The organism is Klebsiella sp. 54 (genome assembly GCF_018223875.1).
GTDB lineage: Bacteria > Pseudomonadota > Gammaproteobacteria > Enterobacterales > Enterobacteriaceae > Klebsiella > Klebsiella quasipneumoniae.
This window is the reverse complement of the sequence record NZ_JAGRRA010000005.1, coordinates 42,434-64,216: the sequence shown is the minus strand read 5'-3', so window position 1 is coordinate 64,216 and position 21,783 is coordinate 42,434. Positions and strand designations below refer to the sequence as shown.

Here is a 21,783-nt window from a genome sequence, read left to right as displayed (position 1 = left end):
CCGCAGGCGCGGGAGGAGCGGGCAGGGCGTTTAGGCGTCCGGGAACGACTTAATAAAGTTCTCGACGTCTTCCACCATGTGGTTGTTGCCGACGAAGAAGGAGCGGCGCTGGTGCAGGCTTTCCGGAACAATATCCAGAATACGCTCTTTGCCATCGCTGGCCTTACCGCCCGCCTGTTCGGCAAGGAAGGCCATCGGGTTGCATTCATACAGCAGGCGCAGCTTACCGTCCGGGTGGCTGGCGGTGCTTGGATAGAGGTAGATGCCGCCTTTCAGCAGGTTGCGGTGGAAGTCCGCCACCAGAGAGCCGATATAGCGTGAGGTATAAGGACGCTGAGTCGCTTTGTCCTCTTCCTGGCAGTACTTAATGTACTTCTTCACGCCCTGCGGGAATTTGATGTAGTTGCCTTCGTTAATGGAGTAGGTATTGCCCTTCTCCGGGAAGCGCATGCGCTCCTGGCACAGACAGAAGACGCCGAGGGACGGGTCATAGGTGAAGGCGTGGACGCCGCAGCCGGTGGTATACACCAGCATTGTCGAAGAGCCATAGACCACATAGCCCGCTGCCACCTGCTTGTTTCCCGGCTGCAGGAAATCTTCTTCTGTCACCGGCGTGCCAACAGGCGTCACACGGCGATAGATAGAGAAGATCGTACCGACAGAGACGTTAACGTCGATGTTAGAGGAGCCATCCAGAGGGTCCATCAGCACCACGTATTTGGCGTGTTCACACCCTTCGAAGACGACAATCTCATCTTCTTCTTCAGAGGCGATCCCGGCAACAATATCGCGTGCTCGCAGTGCGGCTTTTAATTTTTCATTAGCGAACAGATCGAGTTTTTGCTGAACCTCGCCCTGAACGTTTTCAGCACCGCTGGCACCCAGGATATCGACCAGACCGGCCTTGTTGATATCGCGGTGGATGATCTTGGCGCCCAGCTTTATTGCTGACAACAAAGCAGTCAGCTCACCGGTGGCGTGGGAGAACTCGTGCTGCTTTTCAACAATAAACTCACCTAACGTTTTCATAACTCGTTCCCTGCATTTTTATGTTGAGTAAAACGAACGCAACAATCTTAACAAAGAATCAAAAAAGTGCGCACTGGTGAATCGCGCCAGCAAAATACAGATTCGCCTGAAATGCATTTCGCCAGGGCCCGGGATATGGGTAAAATGTGCCCCGGATAAGAGAAGGAAATGACGAATGCGCATTCATATTTTAGGAATCTGTGGCACGTTTATGGGGGGCCTGGCCATGCTGGCGCGCTCCCTCGGTCATGAGGTAACGGGGTCGGATGCTAACGTCTATCCGCCGATGAGCACCCTGCTGGAAAACCAGGGGATTGATTTAATTCAGGGCTATGACCCCAGCCAGCTGGAGCCCCGGCCGGACCTGGTGATCATCGGTAACGCCATGACTCGCGGCAACCCGTGCGTTGAAGCGGTGCTGGAAAACAATATTCCCTATATGTCCGGCCCGCAGTGGCTGCACGACTTCGTGCTGCGCGATCGCTGGGTGCTGGCCGTCGCCGGGACCCACGGCAAAACCACCACCGCCGGCATGGCGACCTGGATCCTTGAAGCCTGCGGTTACCAGCCGGGCTTCGTTATTGGCGGCGTTCCGGGCAATTTCGACGTCTCTGCGCGCCTGGGCGACAGCCCGTTCTTCGTCATTGAAGCGGATGAATACGACTGCGCCTTCTTCGACAAGCGCTCCAAATTTGTTCACTACTGCCCGCGGACGCTGATCCTTAACAACCTTGAGTTCGACCACGCGGATATCTTTGACGACCTGAAGGCGATTCAGAAGCAGTTCCACCATCTGGTGCGCATCGTGCCGGGCAAAGGCAAAATTATCCTGCCGGAGAACGACATCAACCTGAAGCAGGTGATGGCGATGGGCTGCTGGAGCGAGCAGGAGCTGGTGGGCGAGCAGGGCCACTGGCAGGCGAAGAAGCTGAACGCCGACGCCTCGCAGTGGGAAGTGCTGTTTGACGGCGAAAAGGTCGGCGAGGTGAAGTGGGCGCTGGTCGGCGAACATAATATGCATAACGGCCTGATGGCCATTGCCGCGGCGCGTCACGTCGGGGTACTGCCGGCGGATGCCGCGAACGCGCTGGGCAGCTTTATCAACGCCCGCCGTCGCCTGGAGCTGCGCGGCGAAGCCAACGGCGTCACCGTGTATGACGATTTCGCTCATCATCCGACGGCGATCCTCGCCACGCTGCAGGCGCTGCGCGGCAAAGTGGGCGGCACCGCGCGCATTCTCGCCGTGCTGGAGCCGCGCTCTAATACCATGAAAATGGGCGTCTGCAAGGACGATCTGGCGCCGTCCCTTGGCCGCGCCGATGAAGTGTTCCTCCTGCAGCCGCAGCATATCCCGTGGCAGGTGGCGGAAGTGGCGGAAGCCTGCGTCCAGCCGGCCCACTGGAGCGCCGACGTCGATACCCTGGCGGAGATGGTGGTCAAAACCGCCCATCCTGGCGACCATATCCTGGTGATGAGCAACGGCGGCTTCGGCGGCATTCATCAAAAGCTGCTGGATAAGCTGGCGCAAAAAGCGGCCGCGGCAGAGTAAGCCCGAGCGCCTCCGGTCACTGCCCTCCGCGTGAGGGCAGTTTTGTTTTTACCAACAGGGAGGGTGTGATGCTGACCTGCGAAAGCGTACTAACTACCGACTCGCCCCATTTCGCCATGCTGGACGCGCTCTACGCACGCGCCTTTCCGTGGCACGAGCAGCGCGAAAGCGAGGCCAAACTTCAGGCGCTGAGCCACCCGCACTACGCGCTGGAGGCGTGGTTCGATGAGAACGTATTTATCGGCCTCAGCGGCTGCTGGCTGTTTGCCGGCTACGGTTATGTCGAACATCTGGCGATCGACGATACGCTGCGCTCCCGTGGCTATGGTAAACAGCTGCTGGCGCAGATCCTGACGCGCGCCCCGCTGACTATTCTGGAAATCGATCCGCTCACCAGCGAGATCGCCCATAAACGACTGCGCTTTTATCAGTCGATGGGATTTCACGCTAACCCCTGGGCGCATCGTCATCCCACCTATCATCAGGGCATCGCGGATCATGAGCTGCTGGTGCTGAGCTATCCGCAGCCGATCGATGAGCGACAGTACCAGCAGTTTGCCCGGGATCTCGGGCACGAGGTGATGGGGCGGGAGTAGCCCGGCGCGGCGTACCGCTCCGGGCGTTCGGCTGGGGGTATTTTTACTCTTTGGCGATCGGCGTTTCGTTCTCCACCACTTTATTGTCGCCCTGAATCTGCGCGATCTTCTGCTCGACGGCGGCCACCTGGGCGCTGTCGTGCAGCAGGGTGTAGGTCAGATCAAACTGCGCGCTGGCGCCCGGCTGTAGCTGCTTCACGCGTTTTTGCTCGCGTTCAATGGTCACCGGATAGGCGTAGCTGGTCCCCGGCTCGATACCGGTGACGTAACCCTGTTTGACGGTGTCGGTGTTTTTCCACAGCGTCAGGACCGGCAGCTGGCGGGTGTCGAACTGAATGGAGGCTCCTTTATCGCCCGCTTTGTTGACCACGGCGGCCAGCGTCTGGTGATTTTCATCGGCCAGCGGCTGAATATTAAACACCATCTCGTCAAAGTCTTTGGTCGGCCCCTGATAGGTTTGCCAGGTTTTTAATCCGCTCTTGGCGTAATCATTGAACGGGCTGATGCTGGACATCGGGGCGAGGAAACGCGCGCCTTCTTCGAGGATCGGGGTGCCGAAGTTGCTGTGGTAGATGATCTGGTAATCATGCGGATAGTCGGCGTGATTGGTTAAGACATCGTGCAGGCTGAAGCTGTTGCTGCCCGGGATATAGCGCAGCTCGGTCATGGTCTGCAGATCGGCTTTTTTGAAGGTGCTCTCTTTCACCAGCCCGCGGACGCGAATTTCATACGGCGCGCTGTCGGCCACCTCAACCTCCACCAGGGAGGCCGGCGTGTTGCCGGCTTTGCCGTGCAGGGTATAAATTTGCCCGTCCGCGGTGACCGGATGGCCGGTCCACTCATAGCCGCAGCGGACCATCATCTCGTTGAACCCTTCCAGCCAGCCGAGTCCGTTGCGGCTCTCCAGGTTGATAAACGCCGGGTTAACAACCTCTTTGACCGGCGAATCCCAGCCCATCCGGCTGCCGAAGCCTTCCACTCGCAGCAAGTTCATGCCCCGCGTCGGGCTGAGGGTGATAGTCAGGCCGTCTTTACTGCGAATGGTGAGGATTTTGCTGCCTTCCTGCTTGCCGCCGTGCAGGACTTTCTGCTCAATGCTGAACGTATGGTCTTTCACCTTCAGCTGATCGCTGCTGATCTGCCAGTTTCCTTTATCCATGCCCTCTTCAGCACTCGTCAGCACCCATGTTTTTGCCGCGGCGGAGCCAGAAACCAGCAGAGCGATAGCCGTCAGAACCAATGTCTTTTTCATTTTTATTCCCTTTTGCTGAATCGATTGTGTCATTGACGTGTGAAATCTACCGGCATGGGGGTGATTAAAATGTGAAGCGCCTCACCTGGTGAGAAAGTGGCCGTTTTGAAGATGTTAAATGCGATAAGTGTCGTATTATTGTGCTAAGACTTGATTAATTATCACCACAAGATGTGATCTGCATTGCTTTTAGCTTTAACGATTCAGCTGTGGTGAGGCAATTAACAAAAGTATCGTTGTGCGGATTAGGGGGACTCAGGAGATGCAGCGGGAACCCCCTGCTGCCGCGATGTTGGCGTTGTAGCTGGGGAAGGTAGGCCGGATAAGGCGTAGCCGCCATCCGGCACAACGCCGGAAACAGCGGAGTAGCCCGGATAAGGCGCAGCGCGCCGCCATCCGGGTGACTTGTGCGGCAAAAGCGGCGGGGATTAGCCTTCGTTTTCCGCCAGTTCGCGCAGATACTGGAAGATCAGGCGCGCGGATTTCGGCGGTTTGTTGCCTTCTTTCTCTTTCTTCGCATTGCGGATCAGGGAACGCAGCTGCTGACGGTCAGCATCTGGCCACAGGTTCAGCACTTCAGCTACGGCGTCATCCCCGTCGTCAATCAGGCGGTCACGAATCTGCTCCAGCTTGTGGAACAGCGCAACCTGCTGGTTGTGGCGGTTTTTTAGCTTATCCAGCGCCTGACGAATCGGATCGACATCGCGATTGCGCAGCATCTTACCGATAAGCTGCAGCTGGCGGCGGCGACCCTCTTTTTTGATTCGCTGGGCGAGTTCGATGGCGTCGCGCAGGTCAGTATCCAGCGGAATTTTATCCAGCGCGTTTTTCCCCAGGTCAACGAGTTCAGCGCCAAGACGCTTCAGTTCTTCCGCGTCGCGCTTAATTTCACTCTTACTGACCCAGATAATTTCATCGTCTTCATCCTCGATATCATCACCGGGAACGTCGTCGAGCCAGTCTTCGGGCTGCTTTGTCATCTCAGGCTCCTTAAAAAAAGAGGCTAATGTTACCAGTTAAGGCGCGCACTGAAAAACGGTTCTCTGTTAGACTTCAGTTAACTCCTTCTTACATTATGGCATTAGCAATGAAAGTGATCTCTCAAGTTGCCCAGCAACGTAAGACGCTGGAAGAGGCCGTGACCACGGCGCTGGAACTGGCGGCAGGTAAATCCGATGGCGCAGAAGTCTCCGTCAGCAAAACGACAGGCATCGGCGTCAGCACCCGCTATGGCGAAGTGGAGAATGTAGAATTCAATAGCGATGGGGCGTTAGGCATCACGGTTTACCACCAGAACCGCAAGGGCAGCGCCTCTTCCACCGATCTCAGCCCGGACGCCATCGCCCGTACCGTGCAGGCGGCGCTGGATATCGCGCGCTATACCTCCCCGGACCCGTTTGCCGGCGTGGCCGATAAAGAGCTGCTGGCCTTTGACGCCCCGGATCTGGACCTGTTCCACCCGGCGGAGGTCTCCCCGGACGACGCCATTGAACTGGCCGCCCGCGCGGAGCAAGCGGCGCTGAAGGCCGATAAACGCATCGCCAACACCGAAGGCGGCAGCTTTAACAGCCACTATGGCATCAAAGTGTTCGGCAACAGCCATGGCATGCTGCAAAGCTACTGCTCGACTCGCCATTCGCTCTCCAGCTGCGTCATTGCGGAAGATGACGGCGATATGGAACGCGACTACGCCTACACCATTGGCCGGGCAATCGAGGATCTGCAATCCCCGGAATGGGTCGGGGAAGAGTGCGCCCGCCGCACCCTGTCGCGCCTGGCGCCGCGTAAGCTGTCGACCATGAAGGCGCCGGTGATTTTCGCCAACGAAGTGGCGACCGGGCTGTTTGGCCACCTGGTCGGAGCGATTGCCGGTGGTTCGGTATACCGCAAATCCACCTTCCTGCTCGATTCGCTGGGCAAACAAATTTTGCCGGAGTGGCTGACCATTGAAGAGCATCCGCACCTGCTGAAAGGGCTGGCCTCCACGCCTTTCGACAGCGAAGGCGTGCGCACCGAGCGTCGCGATATCGTCAAAGACGGCGTGCTGACCCAGTGGCTGCTGACCAACTACTCCGCCCGCAAGCTGGGGATGAAAAGCACCGGCCACGCCGGCGGCATCCATAACTGGCGCATTAACGGCCGCGGCCTGAGTTTTGCAAAGATGCTTAAAGAGATGGGCACCGGTCTTGTGGTTACCGAACTGATGGGGCAGGGTGTCAGTGGCGTCACCGGAGACTACTCACGCGGCGCATCCGGCTTCTGGGTAGAAAATGGCGAAATTCAATATCCTGTCAGTGAGATCACTATTGCAGGAAATCTGAAAGAAATGTGGCGTAATATCGTGACCATTGGCGATGATATTGAAACGCGCAGCAACATTCAGTGTGGTTCTGTGCTGCTGCCGGAGATGAAAATCGCCGGACAATAACACCTGTTTGCTTAAATAATAAAAAGGAAGTGAGCAATGCGTAAAAAACTGTTAGCGATGCTGGCTGTCTCTGCTTTTGCGCTCGGTTCAGCGTCGGCCTTCGCCGACCTGGGCGAAGACATGGACACTCTGGCAGAAAACCTGCAAGTGGTACAGAAAACCTCTGACGCCGGCGAGCTGAAAGCGGCGCTGAATAAGATGCGTACCGCCGCGGTTGATGCCCAGAAAGAGACCCCGCCGAAGCTGGAAGGCAAAGCGGCCGACAGCGCTGAGATGAAAGATTACCGTCACGGTCTGGATATTCTGATCGGCCAGATCGACGGCGCGCTGAAGCTGGCGAATGAAGGCAAGGTGAAAGAGGCGCAGGCCGCCGCGGAGGAGTTTAAAACCACCCGCAACACCTACCATAAGAAGTACCGCTAACTGTTCTTTTCGGGAGGCATCAGCCGATGTCTCCCGCCTGAAAACCTACCTGTATCACATTTTTCCCTTTTCTTTTTCCGGCCTTTCCGCAGCCGCGGGCGGCTCATTCGCGCGCATTGTTGTGATACGTCTCACGCCATAATTGCTGTTTTTTCATTTTTCCAGTGAATATGTGGTGTCGATCACGCCTGCCGTCTCCCTTTCCACTTCGAAGTGGAAAACAACTCGCTACAAACTCCCATCCCCCGGCGCTACTTTGATTCCCAGAGACATCAGCGGGGTATCAGAAGTGAATAACGGAGCGGTAATACACGACGTAGGGGAGCAGGCAGCGCAGACCGAACGCCTGGCTGACAAGATGCTGCAGCAGGTTTTTGCCCTGTTAAGCCGTCACGGCATCGTCCCTAACGACGTTCAGGAGCAAATGCTGACTTCCCACGTGCGGGCGATGGCCCACCGGTCAATCAGCGGCGAACCGCTGCCGGAAGTGGATGCCAGCCTGTTCGAAGAGATTTCACCAGATTCAATGACGTTGGCCCGCGAAGTGGTCGCGCAGTTCGGCAACCTGCCTGATGAAGAGGCCTGGCTGCTCTCCGTCCACTTCGAAGTCGCAAAAGAAAACCTGTAAGGAGCAAAACATGGAACAAATCACCGTAGTTATTGGCGACCGTCTGGGTAAAGGCCAAAAGGTCGCCGCAGGCGCAGAGAAAGCCGGCGCACGCGCAGTGGTCGTCCCTGGCGTTGCTGCCGACATGAAGCTTGGCGACATGATGAAAGCGGAAAACGCCACCTTCGGCATCTCCTTCTGCGGCAGCGGCGGCGCCGGCGCCATCACCGCCCAGACCAAATACGGCTACAAAGCGAAATACGGCATGCGTTCTGTTGAAGAGGGCGTCACCGCCATCAACGAAGGCTGCAACGTGCTGGGCTTCGGCTTTATGGATAAAGAAGAGCTGGGCGAGCGCCTGGTAGAAGCCTGGAAAAAGAAATACGGCGCATAAGTATGAAAGAGCAATTCACCACCACGGTGAGGGTTGCCGGCAAAGGCGAAAGCAAATCACGGGCCTTCGCCGATGCCCTGAACCATGTGCAGGCTGCGGTGATGAAAACCTCATCGCACATTCTGCTGCGTATTGAGCCACAGGACGTGACGGTTGTTCATGCGCGCGAAGCGGTACGAAAAGAGGCCTTCCTGTTTTTCTTTTTGCGCCGTGAACGACGGACCTACAGCGTGGAGCTGGACGTCACCGTCAACGTGACCGCCATCGATCTCGATAAAGTGGATTTCGTCACGCAAACCTGATTGTTAGCAAAGGGTCTGACTATGTTCCTGATAATTTTAATAAAATCGCTTATCATCGGCGGCCTGGTCGGCGTCGGCGTGGGCGCCGGAGCGGCACGCATGTTTCATGCCCCTACCACCCAGGGGATGGGGGCGTTTCGAACCCTGGGCGAGCTGAACTCCTGTGAGGGCGATCCGGCTTCCCACTTCTCCTTTGGCCTCGGTTTCTTCTTTAACGCCTGGGCCTCTTCCGTTGCAGCAGGCTCCTTCACCCAGGATGTTGACCACCGCATTATCCCCAACTGGGGCGCGGCGGCGCTGATGCTGAAAAATCGTAACGTCGGCGAAACGCTGCACGATCCGAAAAAAATGGCCATCTCCTGCGGCATCATCGGCATGATTGTCGTCGCCTTCCTCAACCTTACCGCCTCGTCCGTACCGGAAGCGCTGCAGGTGACCGCGGTTAAGGTACTGGTACCGGCGGCAAACCTGCTGGTGAACACCGTGATGCCGGTGATCTTCTGGCTGGCGGCGATCGACGCCGGTAAAAAATCAGGCTTCTGGGCGACCATCTTCGGCGGCGCGGCGCAGCTGATTATGGGCAACGCCGTACCGGGGCTGGTGCTGGGTATTCTGATCGGCAAAGGCGTTGAAGAGAGCGGCTGGAACCGGGTCACCAAAGTGATGATGGTGGCCATTGTCGCCCTGTTCGTCCTCAGCGGCTTCTTCCGCGGCTTCGACATGAAGATGATCGAATCCTTCCATCTGACCGTGCCGAACTGGCTGGACATGATCCACAACTCACTCAGCGGCAAATAACGGGAGCCTGATAATGGAACAGAATAAAGGTTTTTGGTATGCCGACTGGTCGTTCCCGATCTTCGTTGGCCTGCTCTCCTCCGGCGTCTTCGCCGGGACCCACATGTACTACCTGTACGGCATCGGCGCCTTTAACGAAGTCGCCTTCGTGGCGATGCTGAAGTCGGGGATTGATACCGGCGTTTACGGCGCGGTGGCGGCGTTTGGCGCCAGCTTCCTGTTCGCCCGCATCATCGAAGGGTCGCTGGTGGGGATCCTCGATATCGGCGGCGCTATTCAGACCGGGATCGGTCTTGGCGTCCCGGCGCTGCTGCTCGGCGCGGGCTTTGTCTTCCCGGTGGCGAACTTCGCCGCCTCGCTGGCAACCGGCCTGATCCTCGGCCTGGCGGTGGGCTACATCATCATTCTGGCGCGTAAGTTCACCATCAACCAGAGCGACTCCACCTACGGCGCCGACGTGATGATGGGCGCAGGTAACGCCTCCGGCCGCTTCCTGGGGCCGTTGATTATCCTCAGCGCAATGACCGCCTCGATTCCTATCGGGATCGGCTCGCTGGTTGGCGCACTGCTGTTCTATATCTGGCAGAAACCGATCACCGGTGGCGCCATCCTCGGCGCGATGATCCTCGGCTCGATCTTCCCGGTGGCGATTAGCTAATCGCTAGATGGCGCTGCGCTTATCGGGCCTACAGGTCAGCGCGATGTGTAGGCCGGATAAGGCGGTACGCCGCCATCCGGCAACAGATTCACTCTTTCATCAGGAGATAGCTATGTTTGATTTACTCCTGCGCCGCGCGCGCCTCGTCGACGATACCCTGACTGATATCGCCATTCAGGACGGGAAAATCGCGGCGCTGGGCGAGATTAGCGCGCCCTCCCGTAAAACCATCGATCTGCAGGGCAACAGCTACGTCAGCGCCGGCTGGATTGACTCCCACGTTCACTGCTACCCAAATTCGCCGATATATCACGATGAGCCGGACAGCGTTGGCATCGCCACCGGCGTCACCACCGTGATTGATGCTGGCAGCACCGGCGCCGACGATGTGGACGACTTCTACCAGTTAACCCGCAAAGCGGTGACGGAAGTCTATGCCCTGCTCAATATCTCCCGCGTCGGGCTGATTGCCCAGAACGAACTGGCCAATATGGCCAATATCGACGCCGAGGCGGTGAAGCAGGCGGTGCAGCGCCATCCCGACTTTATCGTCGGCCTGAAAGCGCGGATGAGCAGCAGCGTGGTGGGGGAAAACGGCATTACGCCGCTGGCGCGCGCCAAGACTATGCAGCAGGAAAACGGCGATCTGCCGCTGATGGTACACATCGGCAATAATCCGCCGAACCTCGATGAAATTGCCGAGCTGTTGAGTCGCGGCGACATCGTTACCCACTGCTATAACGGCAAGCCGAACCGCATTCTGAATCCTGCCGGCGAACTGCGCAGTTCGATTACCCGCGCCCTGCACCGCGGCGTGCGCCTTGACGTCGGCCACGGTACCGCCAGCTTCAGCTTTGAAGTGGCGCGCCGGGCGATTGCGCTGGGCATTCTGCCGCACACCATCAGCTCGGATATTTACTGCCGCAACCGCATCGACGGCCCGGTACGTTCGCTGGCGCTGGTGATGTCGAAATTCCTCGCTATCGGCATGACCCTGCCGCAGGTGATTGACTGCGTGACCGTCAGCGCCGCCGAGGGGCTGCGCCTGTCGCGTAAAGGGCGGCTGGAAGTGGGTTTCGACGCCGATCTAACGCTATTTCGCCTGGAGCGCCAGCCTACGCTGCTGGTGGATGCCGAAAAAGAGAGCCTCCAGGCAGACAACATTCTGGTGCCGCTGGCCGCGATCCGCGCGGGCAAAGGCTATCTGACCGAACAAGGGAGCGCGGAACATGCCTTCGATTTTTGAAAAATACCATTTAAAACAAGTTATTAACACTTCCGGCCGGATGACGGCGCTGGGCGTCTCCACGCCGCGCCCGGAAGTGGTGGAAGCCGCGATGGCCGGTATGAACCAGTACTTTGAAATGAAAGACCTGGTGAATAAGACCGGCGAGTACATCGCCAGGCTGCTGGACGTGGAAGGGGCGACCGTGGTCTCCTGCGCGTCGGCAGGGATTGCCCAGTCGGTGGCGGCGGTGCTGGTGAAAGACAGCGACTGGCTGCTGGAGAACCTGCACGTTACGCCGATAGAGAATAACGAAATCGTCCTGCCGAAGGGCCACAACGTCAACTTCGGCGCGCCGGTCGGCACCATGGTGGCGCTGGGCGGAGGTAAGCTGGTGGAAGCGGGCTACGCCAACGAATGCTCTGCCGAACAGCTGGCGGCGGCGATCACCCCGCGCACCGCGGCGATCCTCTACATCAAATCCCACCACTGCGTGCAGAAAAGCATGCTCAACGTCGCGCAGGCCGCGGAAGTAGCGCGTCAGCATCATTTACCGCTGATCGTCGACGCGGCGGCGGAGGAAGATCTGCAGTGCTACTACCGCATGGGCGCCGACCTGGTTATCTACAGCGGCGCGAAAGCGATTGAAGGGCCGACCAGCGGGCTGGTGATCGGCAAAACGCAGTACGTTGAGTGGGTTAAACGCCAGTCGATGGGCATTGGCCGGGCGATGAAAGTGGGGAAAGAGGGGATCCTCGGCCTGACCTGCGCCATTGAACACTACCTGACGGCGAGCAAAGAGAGCGGTGAGGAGATGGTGACGAAGATGACGCCGTTTATCGAACAGCTCAACACCCTCGACGGCGTCACTGCCCGTGTGGTATGGGACAGCGCCGGCCGCGATATCGCCCGCGCCGAAATCAAATTCGACGAAGCGGTGACCGGCGTGAAGACCGGCGATCTGGTTAACGCGCTGAAGCAAGGCGAATACGCCATCTACTTCCGCGGCTATAAAGCGAATGAAGGCATTATCGAAGCCGATGTCCGCAGCGTTAACGCACAGCAGCTGGCGGTGGTCGCCCGTCGCATCGCGGAAGTTCTGCACAAGGAGAAACAAGCATGAAACTGACCCCAAACTTTTACCGTGACCGCGTGTGCCTGAACGTCCTGGCGGGCAGCAAAGACAACGCTCGGGAAATCTACGACGCGGCGGAAGGTCGTGTCCTGGTCGGCGTGCTCTCCAAAAATTACCCGGACGTCGCCAGCGCGGTGGCCGATATGCGCGACTACGCGAAGCTGATTGATAACGCCCTCTCCGTCGGGCTGGGCGCGGGGGATCCGAATCAGTCGGCGATGGTGAGCGAGATTTCTCGCCAGGTGCAGCCGCAGCACGTCAACCAGGTCTTCACCGGCGTGGCCACCAGCCGCGCGCTGCTCGGGCAGAACGAAACGGTGGTCAACGGCCTGGTCTCGCCCACCGGCACCCCGGGGATGGTGAAGATCTCCACCGGCCCGCTGAGCAGCGGCGCGGCGGATGGGATTGTGCCGCTGGAAACCGCCATCGCGCTGTTAAAAGATATGGGCGGCAGCTCTATCAAATACTTCCCGATGGGCGGCCTGAAGCACCGCGACGAGTTCGAAGCAGTGGCCAAAGCCTGCGCCGCGCACGATTTCTGGCTGGAGCCGACCGGCGGTATCGATCTGGAAAACTACAGCGAGATCCTGAAAATCGCCCTTGATGCCGGGGTAAGCAAAATCATCCCGCATATCTACAGCTCGATTATCGATAAAGCCAGCGGCAACACCCGCCCGGCCGATGTTCGCCAGCTGCTGGAGATGACCAAACAGTTAGTGAAGTAGTGCCCTTGCCCCTCACCCTCAAAGGGTGAGGGGCAACTGATCCCACCGAACCATCAAGGAGTTACCATGCCAACCGCTCGTCACCTGCTTGTTGCTTCACTGTCTTTGCTTGCCGCCGGCGCCGCCGCGCAAACCCACTACGCCTGGATTGGCACCTATAATCCCAATGGCGAAGGTCTGTACCGCTTTACCGTTGATGGCCAAACCGGCGCGCTGCGGGACAAGGCGCTGGTGAGCTCGCTGGCGAACGTCGCGCAGCTGACCGTCTCGCGCGATGGCAAAACGCTGTATGCCGCCAGCGAGGTGGAGAAAGGCGTGGTGCAGGCGTGGCGCATTGAGAGGAACGGTGAGCTGACCGCACTCAATCAGGTCGCCTCCGGCGGCGCCGGGCCGGTTTATCTCTCCCTGACGCCAAACGGTAAACAGCTGCTGGTGGCCAACTACGTCAGCGGCAGCATCGCCGTGCTACCGGTCAAAGAAGATGGTAGCCTGGGTGAGGCGGTGGACAGGCATCAGGATGAAGGCCCGGCAGGGGCCGAACGCCCGGCGGCGGCCGTCGAGGGCAGCTTCGCCATCAGCGATCACAATGGCCCGCACGCCCATATGATCGCCGCCGATCCCAGCGGAAAATACGTTTACTCTACCGATCTGGGGCTGGATCGGATCTATCAGTACCGGCTGGATAGCGCCAGCGGCAAGCTGACGCCGAACGATCCGCCATTTATCGCCGCTTCGTCGCCGGGCGCCGGCCCGCGCCACTTCGTCTTTACGCCAAAGGGCGACGGCCTGTGGCTGATTAACGAAGAAGCGTCGACGCTGACCTTCTATCATCTGGATCAGCAAAGCGGTCTGCTGCGCGAAGGCAAAACCGTCTCCGCGCTGCCGAAAGAGTATAAGGGCACCAGCTTTGCCGCCGGTCTGGCGCTGAGCAACGACGGCAAACAGCTGTACGTCGCCAACCGTCTGCATAACAGCATCGCCCACTTTACGGTGCAGGCCGATGGCCGCCTGAGCCACCAGGAGGATATCTGGACGCGCGGAGATTACCCCCGCACGCTGACCCTGGATACTCAGGGGCAGTGGCTGTACGTCATGAACCAGCGTAGCGATAATATTACCCGCTTCAGCGTGGCGCCGAAGGATGGCAAATTGACCTTTGTCTCAGACTACACGCCGGTCGGCAGCCCATCGCAGATGGTGATATCCGCCCAACCCTGAGCCGTAACCACAAGGAACTGACATGCGATTTCCCAACCAACGCTTAGCGCAACTCTTCACCCTGCTGCGGAATGAAACGCTGCCGCAGGATGAGCTGGCGCAACGCCTGTCGGTTTCCACCCGTACCGTGCGCGCCGATATTACCGCCCTGAATGCGCTACTGGCGCAGTATGGCGCGCAGTTTATCCTTAACCGCGGCAGTGGTTATCAGCTGAAAATTGATAACCCGGCGAGCTTTCAGACACTGGAGGAGACGTCGCCGAAGGCGCAGCATGTCCCGCGTACCGCCCAGGATCGCATCACGTTTCTGCTGGTGCGTTTTCTGACATCGGCGTTCTCCATCAAGCTGGAAGACCTGGCGGATGAGTGGTTCGTCAGCCGCGCCACGCTGCAGAACGATATGGTCGAGGTGCGCGAGCGCTTCCAGCGCTATCAGCTCACCCTTGAAACCCGCCCGCGCCACGGTATGAAGCTGTTTGGCAGCGAGGTATCGGTTCGCGCCTGCCTCACCGACCTGCTGTGGGAGCTGGCCCAGCAGGGCGGTATCGCGCCGCCGATCGGCGCCGAGGCCTTTGCCGCGGAGGTGCCAGCGCTGCTGGAGCCCGTGCTGCAGGAGACGCTCACCCGGCACCATATTCGCCTCACCGACGTCGGCGAGCGCTTTATCTGCCTGTACGGGGCGGTGGTGGTGCGCCGCGTCAGCGAAGGCTACCCGCTGGCGGATTTCAGTGCTGAAGATGTGGCGCAGAACGTCCGTGATGCCGCGCGCGATCTGGCGGGCGAACTGCAGCGGCTGGCCGGTAAACCTTTATCGCCCGCGGAAGAAGAGTGGCTGTGCGTGCATATCGCCGCCCGTCAGGTACAGGACGTGGACCCGGAAACCATCAGCGCCGACGATGACGAAGCGCTGGTCAACTACATCCTGCGCTACATCAACAGCCAGTATAACTACAATCTGCTGGACGATGCCCAGCTGCACGCCGATCTGCTGACCCACATAAAGACCATGATCACCCGCGTACGCTACCAGATCATGATCCCCAATCCGCTGCTGGATAACATCAAACAGCACTACCCGATGGCCTGGGATATGACCCTCGCCGCGGTCTCCAGCTGGGGCAAATACACGCCTTATACCATTAGCGAAAACGAAATCGGTTTTCTGGTGCTGCATATCGGCGTCGGGCTGGAGCGCCACTACAACATCGGCTACCAGCGTCAGCCGCAGGTGCTGCTGGTGTGCGATACCAGCAATGCGATGGTGCGGATGATTGAGGCGATCCTGCAGCGCAAATATCCGCAGCTGGAGATCGCCGCCACTATTTCCCAGCGCGAGTACGAACAGCGGGACGCGATCGAGGCGGATTTTGTTATCTCCACGGTGCGGATCAGCGAAAAAGACAAGCCGGTAGTGACCATCGCGCCGTTCCCCACTGACTATCAACTGGATCAGATCGGCAAGCTGGTGCTGGTGGACCGCACCCGTCCGTGGATGCTGAATAAGTACTTCGATGCCGCCCATTTCCGGGTGATCGACACGCCGATGGATCAGCAAACGCTATTCGCCGAACTGTGTCAGCAGCTGCTGGAGGAAGGCTTCGTCGATGCGGAGTTTCATGCTTCGGTGGTGGAGCGTGAAGCGATCGTCAGCACCATGCTCGGCGACGGTATTGCGCTACCGCACTCCCTGGGTCTGCTGGCGAAAAAGACGGTGGTCTATACCGTTATCGCTCCGCAGGGCATCGCCTGGGGGGACGAAACCGCCCATATCATCTTCCTGCTCGCCATCAGCAAGCGCGAGTATGAAGAGGCGATGGCGATCTACGATATTTTCGTGACTTTCCTGCGCGAGCGCGCCATGAGCCGCCTCGCCACGACCCGCAGCTTCGATGAGTTTAAAACGGTGGCGATGGAATGCGTCAGCCGGTTTTGAGAGGCGTTTTCCAGATTCGAGTGTAATTCAAATGTAATGCTATAATGCATTACAAAATATCCCTTTCTGGAGGCATAATGGCCACGCTCAACGTTCGGCTGGATGATAAACTCAAAAAAGAGGCTTATGCCGTGCTGGAGAAACTCGATATGACGCCAACGGAGGCGGTACGCCTGCTGTTTCAATACATTGCGGAAAATGGCCGCATGCCGGTGAAAAGTATGACCATCAGCGATGGCGAAGCGGCGTTGTTACGCACCGTTCGCGAGCGGCTGGAAAACCCACGGCCGGGGGTTAAGGTGAGTCTGGATGACCTATGAACTGGAGTTTGATCCACGAGCCTGGCGCGAATGGCAGCTTGGCGAGACGGTCAAAAAACAGTTCAAAAATAAGCTCCAGCAGATTGTGCAGAATCCGCGAATTGAGTCGGCCAGGCTGAGCGATTTGCCGGATTGCTACAAAATCAAGCTTAAGGCGTCAGGTTATCGGCTGGTGTATCAAGTACGAGATAGGGTGGTGGTGGTTTACGTTATTGCCATTGGCAAAAGAGAGAAAGCGGCCGTTTATCATCAGGCGAATAAACGGCTCTAAACGCTATCGCAAATGATGCACGACCTGGTTGCTGCTGCCGCGCCAGATCAGCGCCGGGTCTTTTAAATCCTGCACAAACTTACCGTCGACCAGCACGTTGATCAGGTTCACCACCTGCATCTGCGCCTCATTCAGCTCTTCCAGCTTATAGCCGGTCCAGACCCAGATATCTTTGCCGGGGCATTCGGCGCGCACGCGCTGAACCAGCTTTAAGATCTCCGCGATGTTTTGCGGATGCAGCGGATCGCCGCCGGAGAGCGAAATCCCCTGGCGCTTGATGCGGGTGTCGTTGAGGTCGGCGATGATGCGGTCGGCCATCTCGGTCGTGAAGGGCATGCCGGAATTCACCCGCCAGGTGCTTTTGTTGTAGCAGCCTGGGCACTCGTGGACGCAGCCGGAGACAAACAGGGTGCAGCGGGTGCCGGGGCCGTTGACAATATCTACCGGGTAGTACTGATGGTAATTCATTTTTCGCTTCTCAATTAACGCCATAGCGGCGTTGGCTGCGCTCGCTCGCCCCAGTCACGTACTGAATGTACGCTCCCGGGGATTCCCTCGTTTGCCGCCTTGCTCTGACGCTAATTGCTTTGCGAAAACGGAGGAGTGCGGCCATTTCCCGGCGTCGCTGCGCTCGGCCGGGCTACGACAGTGGTAGTGGTAGCCCGGATAAGGCGCTGCGCGCCGCTATCCGGGAAAAGCACATTGCTCTTTAACCGATCTGCCCATTGCCCAGGTGCTTCACGCGGCGCTTCACTTCTTCCTGCTTGCCGGCGTTGAACGGACGCGCGTCCGGGCTACCGAGGTAGCCGCACACCCGGCGGGTAACGGAAACGCGGGAGGCGTCGTGGTTACCGCATTTCGGGCAGGTAAAACCCTTGCTGGTGCACTCGAACTCGCCGGTGAAACCACATTCGTAGCACTCATCGATCGGCGTATTGGTTCCGTAATACGGCACATGCTGATAGCTGTAATCCCACACGTCCTCCAGCGCCTTCAGGTTGTGCTGGATGTTCGGGTATTCGCCGTAGCAAATGAAGCCCCCGTTGGCCAGCGGCGGATACGGCGCTTCAAAATCGATCTTATCGTACGGGTTGACCTTCTTCTCCACGTCGAGGTGGAAGCTGTTGGTGTAGTAACCTTTGTCGGTTACCCCTTCCACCACGCCAAACTCGGCGGTATCGAGACGGCAGAAGCGATCGCACAGGTTTTCGCTCGGCGTGCTGTACAGGCTAAAGCCGTAGCCGGTCTCTTCCTTCCACAAATCGACGGCGTCGCGCAGGCGCTGGACGATGGCCACACCCTTCTCGCGCAGCGCCTCGCTGTCGTACATATGCTGGTTGCCGTACAGCGCATTGATAGTTTCATGGATACCGATATAGCCCAGCGAAATCGACGCCCGGCCGTTTTTGAAAATCTCGGAGACGTCGTCGTTGGCTTTCAGTCGCACGCCGCAGGCCCCTTCCATATAGAGGATCGGCGCCACGCGCGCTTTTACCCCTTCCAGGCGGGCAATACGGGTCATCAGCGCTTTGCGCGCCAGCTGCAGGCGCTCGTCCAGCAGCGCCCAGAAAGCGGCTTCGTCGCCTTTCGCTTCCAGGGCGATGCGCGGCAGGTTGAGGCTGATAACGCCGAGGTTATTGCGCCCATCGTGCACCTGCTCGCCGTTCTCGTTTTCCCACACCCCGAGGAAGCTGCGGCAGCCCATCGGCGTTTTAAACGACCCGGTAACCTTCACCACCTGGTCGTAGTTGAGGATATCCGGGTACATGCGCTTGCTGGCGCACTCCAGCGCCAGCTGTTTGATGTCGTAGTTCGGATCGCCGAACTTATGGTTCAGGCCGTCACGGATCGCGAACACCAGTTTCGGGAACACAGCGGTCTTACGGTTTTTACCGAGGCCGGCAATGCGGTTACGCAGAATCGACTGCTGGATCAACCGCGATTCCCAGCTGGTGCCGAGGCCGAACCCGAAGGTGACGAACGGCGTCTGGCCGTTGGCGGTATGCAGCGTGTTAACCTCATACTCCAGCGACTGGAAGGCGTCGTAGCACTCTTTTTCGGTACGGGCGCGGGCATAGCCTTCGGCATCCGGGATCTGCCACTCTTCGGCGATTTTGCGATGCTTGTTAAAGCTTTCGCTGACGAACGGCGCCAGCACTTCATCGATGCGGTTAATGGTGGTGCCGCCGTAAATATGGCTGGCGACCTGGGCGATGATCTGCGCTGTCACCGCGGTGGCGGTAGAGATAGACTTCGGCGGCTCGATCTCCGCGTTGCCCATCTTAAAGCCCTGGGTCAGCATGCCTTTCAGGTCGATCAGCATGCAGTTAAACATCGGGAAAAAGGGCGAGTAATCGAGATCATGATAGTGGATCATGCCGCGTTCGTGGGCCATCACCACATCGTGAGGCAGCAGGTGCTGCCGGGCGTAGTGCTTGGCGACGATACCGGCCAGCAGGTCGCGCTGGGTCGGGATGACTTTACTGTCCTTGTTGGCGTTTTCGTTGAGCAGCGCGGAGTTGGTCTGCTCGACGAGACCGCGGATCTCCTGATTGAGGCGGCCGCGCTTCTCACGCTGGCTATCGCGGTCATGGCGATACTCAATGTAGGCGCGCGCCAGCTGCTTATAGGGGCCGGACATCAGCTGGTTTTCCACCGCGGTCTGGATCTCATTGATGTCGACCTGGGCGCGGCCCTGCATTTGTTGGCTAACGACTTCTGCGACGGTGGCGCAATAGTCTGCGTCATCGACTCCCGCTGCTTTAGCTGCACGCAGAATTGCTTCCTGAATGCGCTCTGACTTGAACGGCACTTTACAGCCATCACGTTTCATCACATGCGGTGTCATGATCACTCCATATATAGAACAGGTTATCCACAGAGGCGGAGGTTATCCCGAAGGCGCTGCGCGCTACGGCTCGTGCTGTTTGCCTTCAGATCCGGCCCGTTTTATCCACATCTCATCACCGCCAGACATCGACAAGATATGGTGACATAATAGACGATTAATACAACATGTAGGGCCGGGACGCATTTTAAGTTCTATATGTAGTGATTTGCATCAAAGATGTTTGCGATTTTATTGACCCAGAACAAGGTAAAAAGGTGAGAGTACGGATGATGGGCGCTGGCGATAAATGTAAATTTATCTGGCTGGAAAATAAGCAAAAATGCCTGGCGTTCGCCACCTGCGCCAGGCATGACCTTCTCATTTCGGGAGGGCAGGGGATACCTTACGCCTGTAGCCACCATACCGCTTCGAACGGCCGCAGCGTCAGCCCGGTCGGGCGGGGCGTGGTCTCGGCATAGTTGCTGATAATCATCTTCCAGTCGCCTGGGGCCTCCTCTGGCTGCCAGGTCTGCAGGTCGCGGCTCAGGTTGGCGGCGACCACCAGCGTTTGTCCCCGCCACTGACGGCGATAACACCACAGCGACGGATGGTCAGGCAGGAGATCCTGATAATCGCCCCAGGTCAGCAGCGGCAGGGTTTTACGCAGCGTAATCAGCTGCTGATAGGCATAAAACACCGAATCGGGGTCCGCCAGCGCCGCCTCGACGTTGATCTCCCGGTAGTTATCGCCAAGGCCGATCCACGGCTCACCGTCGCTAAAGCCACCGTTCTCGCCACTATGCCACGGCATCGGCGTGCGGCTGTTGTCGCGCGATTTGCTGGCAAGAATTGCCAGCAGTTCGTCCGGGCTTTGCCCCTGCGCCGCACGTTCGATAAACATATTGTGGCTCTCGACGTCGCGATAATCGCTGATGCTGTTGAAGTGCGGATTGGTCATACCGATCTCTTCGCCCTGATAAATATAGGGCGTGCCCTGCATGCCGTGCAGCACCATCGCCAGCATCTTCGCCGCCGGCACCCGGTACGCGCCTTCGTCGCCAAAGCGCGAGACGATGCGCGGCTGATCGTGGTTACACCAGAACAGCGCGTTCCATGCCCGGTTGTGCATCCCCTGCTGCCAGTGGCGGAACAGCGCCTTCAGCGCCACATAGTCCGGGCGGGCGAGGGTCCACTTCTCCCCGCCGGGATAATCGACTTTTAAATGGTGGAAGTTAAAGGTCATCGACAGCTCGCGGCCGTCCAGCGCGGCGTACTGCTGGCAGTGTTCCAGCGAGGTGGAAGACATCTCGCCGACGGTCATCAGGTTACGCGGGGTGAAGACATCGCGGCTCATCTCCTGCAGGAACTCATGCACCCGCGGGCCGTCAGTGTAGAAGCGGCGGCCATCCCCTTCCGCATCGCAGGGAAAGGTCTGATCTTTCGAGATCAGGTTGACCACGTCGAGGCGCAGACCGTCGACGCCGCGGTCGGCCCAGAATTCGCAGACCTTTTTCAGCTCGGCGCGCACCGCCGGATTCTCCCAGTTGAGATCCGCCTGCTCAATGGCGAACAGGTGCAGATAATACTGGCCGCTGTCGGCGTGCCACTGCCAGGCGTTGCCGCCAAACTTGGAGCGCCAGTTGTTCGGCAGGGCGTCCGGTTCGCCATCGCGCCAGATATAGAACTGACGGTAGGGGCTTTCCTTATTCAGCGACTGACGGAACCATTCGTGTTCGGTCGAGGTATGGTTCAGCACCATATCCAGCACGATGCGGATCCCGCGGGCCTTCGCCTCCGCCACCAGGGCGTCAAAGTCGGCCATCGTGCCGTAGGAGGGATCGATGGCGGTGTAGTTCGCCACGTCGTAGCCGTTATCCACCTGCGGAGAGACGTAGAACGGCGTCAGCCAGATGGCGTCTACCCCAAGCTTTTGCAGATAGTCGAGGCGGGAGGTGACGCCGCGCAGGTCGCCGGTACCGCTGCCGGTGGTATCCTGAAAACTCTTCGGATAGATTTGATAAATAACGCCGTTTTGCCACCAGTGGGGGAGTTGATTCATAGTACTTTCCTGCTGCAACGAGGGGCGCCAA

22 protein-coding genes are annotated in these 21,783 nt (G+C 58.5%); 16 read left to right on the top strand and 6 right to left on the bottom strand.

What is annotated here, in order from left to right:
• Window positions 1-30 precede the first annotated feature (30 nt).
• Entirely contained in the window at window positions 31-1,029 is a 999-nt protein-coding gene (fbp, locus tag KHQ24_RS13650) for a class 1 fructose-bisphosphatase (protein ID WP_004206493.1), read from the bottom strand.
• 175 nt (window positions 1,030-1,204) lie between these two features.
• Here fbp and mpl point away from each other — a divergent pair, with 175 nt between their 5' ends.
• Both mpl and KHQ24_RS13640 read left to right on the top strand, forming a co-directional pair.
• Window positions 1,205-2,578: a UDP-N-acetylmuramate:L-alanyl-gamma-D-glutamyl-meso-diaminopimelate ligase gene (gene mpl, locus KHQ24_RS13645; protein WP_004206494.1), complete on the top strand. Its 1,374-nt coding sequence runs from the start codon at window positions 1,205-1,207 to the stop codon at window positions 2,576-2,578.
• 68 nt (window positions 2,579-2,646) lie between these two features.
• Window positions 2,647-3,174, top strand: coding sequence for a GNAT family N-acetyltransferase (locus KHQ24_RS13640; RefSeq protein WP_017900578.1), 528 nt, complete (start codon window positions 2,647-2,649; stop codon window positions 3,172-3,174).
• A 43-nt stretch (window positions 3,175-3,217) separates the two neighbouring features.
• On the opposite strand, the gene KHQ24_RS13635 is transcribed toward KHQ24_RS13640, so the two are convergent.
• Window positions 3,218-4,426, bottom strand: coding sequence for an aldose 1-epimerase family protein (locus KHQ24_RS13635; RefSeq protein WP_017900577.1), 1,209 nt, complete (start codon window positions 4,424-4,426; stop codon window positions 3,218-3,220).
• A gap of 428 nt (window positions 4,427-4,854) precedes the next feature.
• On the bottom strand, window positions 4,855-5,406 hold the full coding sequence (gene yjgA, locus KHQ24_RS13630; RefSeq protein ID WP_004206498.1) for a ribosome biogenesis factor YjgA: 552 nt from the start codon (window positions 5,404-5,406) through the stop codon (window positions 4,855-4,857).
• A 95-nt stretch (window positions 5,407-5,501) separates the two neighbouring features.
• On the opposite strand from yjgA, the gene pmbA reads away from it, so the two are divergent.
• The 14 genes from pmbA (at window position 5,502) to KHQ24_RS13560 (ending at window position 16,863) form a co-directional block, all read left to right on the top strand.
• Complete coding sequence (pmbA, locus tag KHQ24_RS13625) at window positions 5,502-6,854, top strand: metalloprotease PmbA (RefSeq protein ID WP_043519315.1); 1,353 nt, start codon at window positions 5,502-5,504, stop codon at window positions 6,852-6,854.
• Window positions 6,855-6,890: 36 nt separating this feature from the next.
• Window positions 6,891-7,277 (top strand): cytochrome b562, encoded by a 387-nt coding sequence (gene cybC, locus KHQ24_RS13620; protein ID WP_002886893.1) that lies wholly within the window; start codon window positions 6,891-6,893, stop codon window positions 7,275-7,277.
• 289 nt (window positions 7,278-7,566) lie between these two features.
• Entirely contained in the window at window positions 7,567-7,905 is a 339-nt protein-coding gene (locus KHQ24_RS13615) for a PRD domain-containing protein (protein WP_004206500.1), read from the top strand.
• 10 nt (window positions 7,906-7,915) lie between these two features.
• Window positions 7,916-8,278 carry an SFCGS family glycine-rich protein gene (locus KHQ24_RS13610; RefSeq protein WP_004206501.1) on the top strand — a complete coding sequence of 121 codons (363 nt, stop codon included), beginning with the start codon at window positions 7,916-7,918 and terminating at the stop codon, window positions 8,276-8,278.
• A gap of 2 nt (window positions 8,279-8,280) precedes the next feature.
• On the top strand, window positions 8,281-8,580 hold the full coding sequence (locus KHQ24_RS13605; protein WP_004206503.1) for a DUF4312 family protein: 300 nt from the start codon (window positions 8,281-8,283) through the stop codon (window positions 8,578-8,580).
• A 21-nt stretch (window positions 8,581-8,601) separates the two neighbouring features.
• Window positions 8,602-9,378, top strand: coding sequence for a DUF4311 domain-containing protein (locus KHQ24_RS13600; protein WP_002886897.1), 777 nt, complete (start codon window positions 8,602-8,604; stop codon window positions 9,376-9,378).
• 13 nt (window positions 9,379-9,391) lie between these two features.
• Complete coding sequence (locus tag KHQ24_RS13595; protein WP_004206504.1) at window positions 9,392-10,036, top strand: DUF4310 family protein; 645 nt, start codon at window positions 9,392-9,394, stop codon at window positions 10,034-10,036.
• A gap of 112 nt (window positions 10,037-10,148) precedes the next feature.
• On the top strand, window positions 10,149-11,282 hold the full coding sequence (locus KHQ24_RS13590) for an amidohydrolase/deacetylase family metallohydrolase (RefSeq protein WP_049092412.1): 1,134 nt from the start codon (window positions 10,149-10,151) through the stop codon (window positions 11,280-11,282).
• Entirely contained in the window at window positions 11,266-12,384 is a 1,119-nt protein-coding gene (locus KHQ24_RS13585) for a DgaE family pyridoxal phosphate-dependent ammonia lyase (RefSeq protein ID WP_048322776.1), read from the top strand. Before KHQ24_RS13590 ends, KHQ24_RS13585 begins: the two co-directional genes overlap by 17 nt.
• Complete coding sequence (gene dagF, locus KHQ24_RS13580) at window positions 12,381-13,121, top strand: 2-dehydro-3-deoxy-phosphogluconate aldolase (protein WP_064187964.1); 741 nt, start codon at window positions 12,381-12,383, stop codon at window positions 13,119-13,121. Before KHQ24_RS13585 ends, dagF begins: the two co-directional genes overlap by 4 nt.
• Window positions 13,122-13,187: 66 nt before the next feature.
• Entirely contained in the window at window positions 13,188-14,339 is a 1,152-nt protein-coding gene (locus tag KHQ24_RS13575) for a lactonase family protein (protein ID WP_057212389.1), read from the top strand.
• Window positions 14,340-14,361: 22 nt separating this feature from the next.
• Entirely contained in the window at window positions 14,362-16,272 is a 1,911-nt protein-coding gene (locus tag KHQ24_RS13570) for a BglG family transcription antiterminator (RefSeq protein ID WP_004206509.1), read from the top strand.
• Between the two features lie 77 nt (window positions 16,273-16,349).
• Window positions 16,350-16,592 carry a type II toxin-antitoxin system RelB/DinJ family antitoxin gene (locus KHQ24_RS13565; protein WP_002886901.1) on the top strand — a complete coding sequence of 81 codons (243 nt, stop codon included), beginning with the start codon at window positions 16,350-16,352 and terminating at the stop codon, window positions 16,590-16,592.
• Window positions 16,582-16,863: a type II toxin-antitoxin system RelE family toxin gene (locus KHQ24_RS13560; RefSeq protein WP_017900571.1), complete on the top strand. Its 282-nt coding sequence runs from the start codon at window positions 16,582-16,584 to the stop codon at window positions 16,861-16,863. Before KHQ24_RS13565 ends, KHQ24_RS13560 begins: the two co-directional genes overlap by 11 nt.
• A 3-nt stretch (window positions 16,864-16,866) precedes the next feature.
• Here KHQ24_RS13560 and nrdG read toward each other — a convergent pair whose 3' ends face one another.
• The 3 genes from nrdG to treC form a co-directional block, all read right to left on the bottom strand.
• Window positions 16,867-17,331 carry an anaerobic ribonucleoside-triphosphate reductase-activating protein gene (gene nrdG, locus KHQ24_RS13555; protein ID WP_032456904.1) on the bottom strand — a complete coding sequence of 155 codons (465 nt, stop codon included), beginning with the start codon at window positions 17,329-17,331 and terminating at the stop codon, window positions 16,867-16,869.
• Window positions 17,332-17,572: 241 nt separating this feature from the next.
• A complete protein-coding gene (gene nrdD / locus KHQ24_RS13550) occupies window positions 17,573-19,711 on the bottom strand; it encodes an anaerobic ribonucleoside-triphosphate reductase (protein WP_049114966.1) in 2,139 nt (712 codons plus the stop codon).
• A gap of 385 nt (window positions 19,712-20,096) precedes the next feature.
• Window positions 20,097-21,752 (bottom strand): alpha,alpha-phosphotrehalase, encoded by a 1,656-nt coding sequence (gene treC, locus KHQ24_RS13545; RefSeq protein WP_154041549.1) that lies wholly within the window; start codon window positions 21,750-21,752, stop codon window positions 20,097-20,099.
• Between the last annotated feature and the right edge of the window lie 31 nt (window positions 21,753-21,783).

Bases quoted from the DNA above. Each gene is read 5' to 3' on its own strand.
- fbp (WP_004206493.1), bottom strand. From the start codon at position 1,029: ATGAAAACGTTAGGTGAGTTTATTGTTGAAAAGCAGCACGAGTTCTCC.
- mpl (WP_004206494.1), top strand. From the start codon at position 1,205: ATGCGCATTCATATTTTAGGAATCTGTGGCACGTTTATGGGGGGCCTG.
- KHQ24_RS13640 (WP_017900578.1), top strand. From the start codon at position 2,647: ATGCTGACCTGCGAAAGCGTACTAACTACCGACTCGCCCCATTTCGCC.
- KHQ24_RS13635 (WP_017900577.1), bottom strand. From the start codon at position 4,426: ATGAAAAAGACATTGGTTCTGACGGCTATCGCTCTGCTGGTTTCTGGC.
- yjgA (WP_004206498.1), bottom strand. From the start codon at position 5,406: ATGACAAAGCAGCCCGAAGACTGGCTCGACGACGTTCCCGGTGATGAT.
- pmbA (WP_043519315.1), top strand. From the start codon at position 5,502: ATGGCATTAGCAATGAAAGTGATCTCTCAAGTTGCCCAGCAACGTAAG.
- cybC (WP_002886893.1), top strand. From the start codon at position 6,891: ATGCGTAAAAAACTGTTAGCGATGCTGGCTGTCTCTGCTTTTGCGCTC.
- KHQ24_RS13610 (WP_004206501.1), top strand. From the start codon at position 7,916: ATGGAACAAATCACCGTAGTTATTGGCGACCGTCTGGGTAAAGGCCAA.
- KHQ24_RS13605 (WP_004206503.1), top strand. From the start codon at position 8,281: ATGAAAGAGCAATTCACCACCACGGTGAGGGTTGCCGGCAAAGGCGAA.
- KHQ24_RS13600 (WP_002886897.1), top strand. From the start codon at position 8,602: ATGTTCCTGATAATTTTAATAAAATCGCTTATCATCGGCGGCCTGGTC.
- KHQ24_RS13595 (WP_004206504.1), top strand. From the start codon at position 9,392: ATGGAACAGAATAAAGGTTTTTGGTATGCCGACTGGTCGTTCCCGATC.
- KHQ24_RS13590 (WP_049092412.1), top strand. From the start codon at position 10,149: ATGTTTGATTTACTCCTGCGCCGCGCGCGCCTCGTCGACGATACCCTG.
- KHQ24_RS13585 (WP_048322776.1), top strand. From the start codon at position 11,266: ATGCCTTCGATTTTTGAAAAATACCATTTAAAACAAGTTATTAACACT.
- dagF (WP_064187964.1), top strand. From the start codon at position 12,381: ATGAAACTGACCCCAAACTTTTACCGTGACCGCGTGTGCCTGAACGTC.
- KHQ24_RS13575 (WP_057212389.1), top strand. From the start codon at position 13,188: ATGCCAACCGCTCGTCACCTGCTTGTTGCTTCACTGTCTTTGCTTGCC.
- KHQ24_RS13570 (WP_004206509.1), top strand. From the start codon at position 14,362: ATGCGATTTCCCAACCAACGCTTAGCGCAACTCTTCACCCTGCTGCGG.
- KHQ24_RS13565 (WP_002886901.1), top strand. From the start codon at position 16,350: ATGGCCACGCTCAACGTTCGGCTGGATGATAAACTCAAAAAAGAGGCT.
- KHQ24_RS13560 (WP_017900571.1), top strand. From the start codon at position 16,582: ATGACCTATGAACTGGAGTTTGATCCACGAGCCTGGCGCGAATGGCAG.
- nrdG (WP_032456904.1), bottom strand. From the start codon at position 17,331: ATGAATTACCATCAGTACTACCCGGTAGATATTGTCAACGGCCCCGGC.
- nrdD (WP_049114966.1), bottom strand. From the start codon at position 19,711: ATGACACCGCATGTGATGAAACGTGATGGCTGTAAAGTGCCGTTCAAG.
- treC (WP_154041549.1), bottom strand. From the start codon at position 21,752: ATGAATCAACTCCCCCACTGGTGGCAAAACGGCGTTATTTATCAAATC.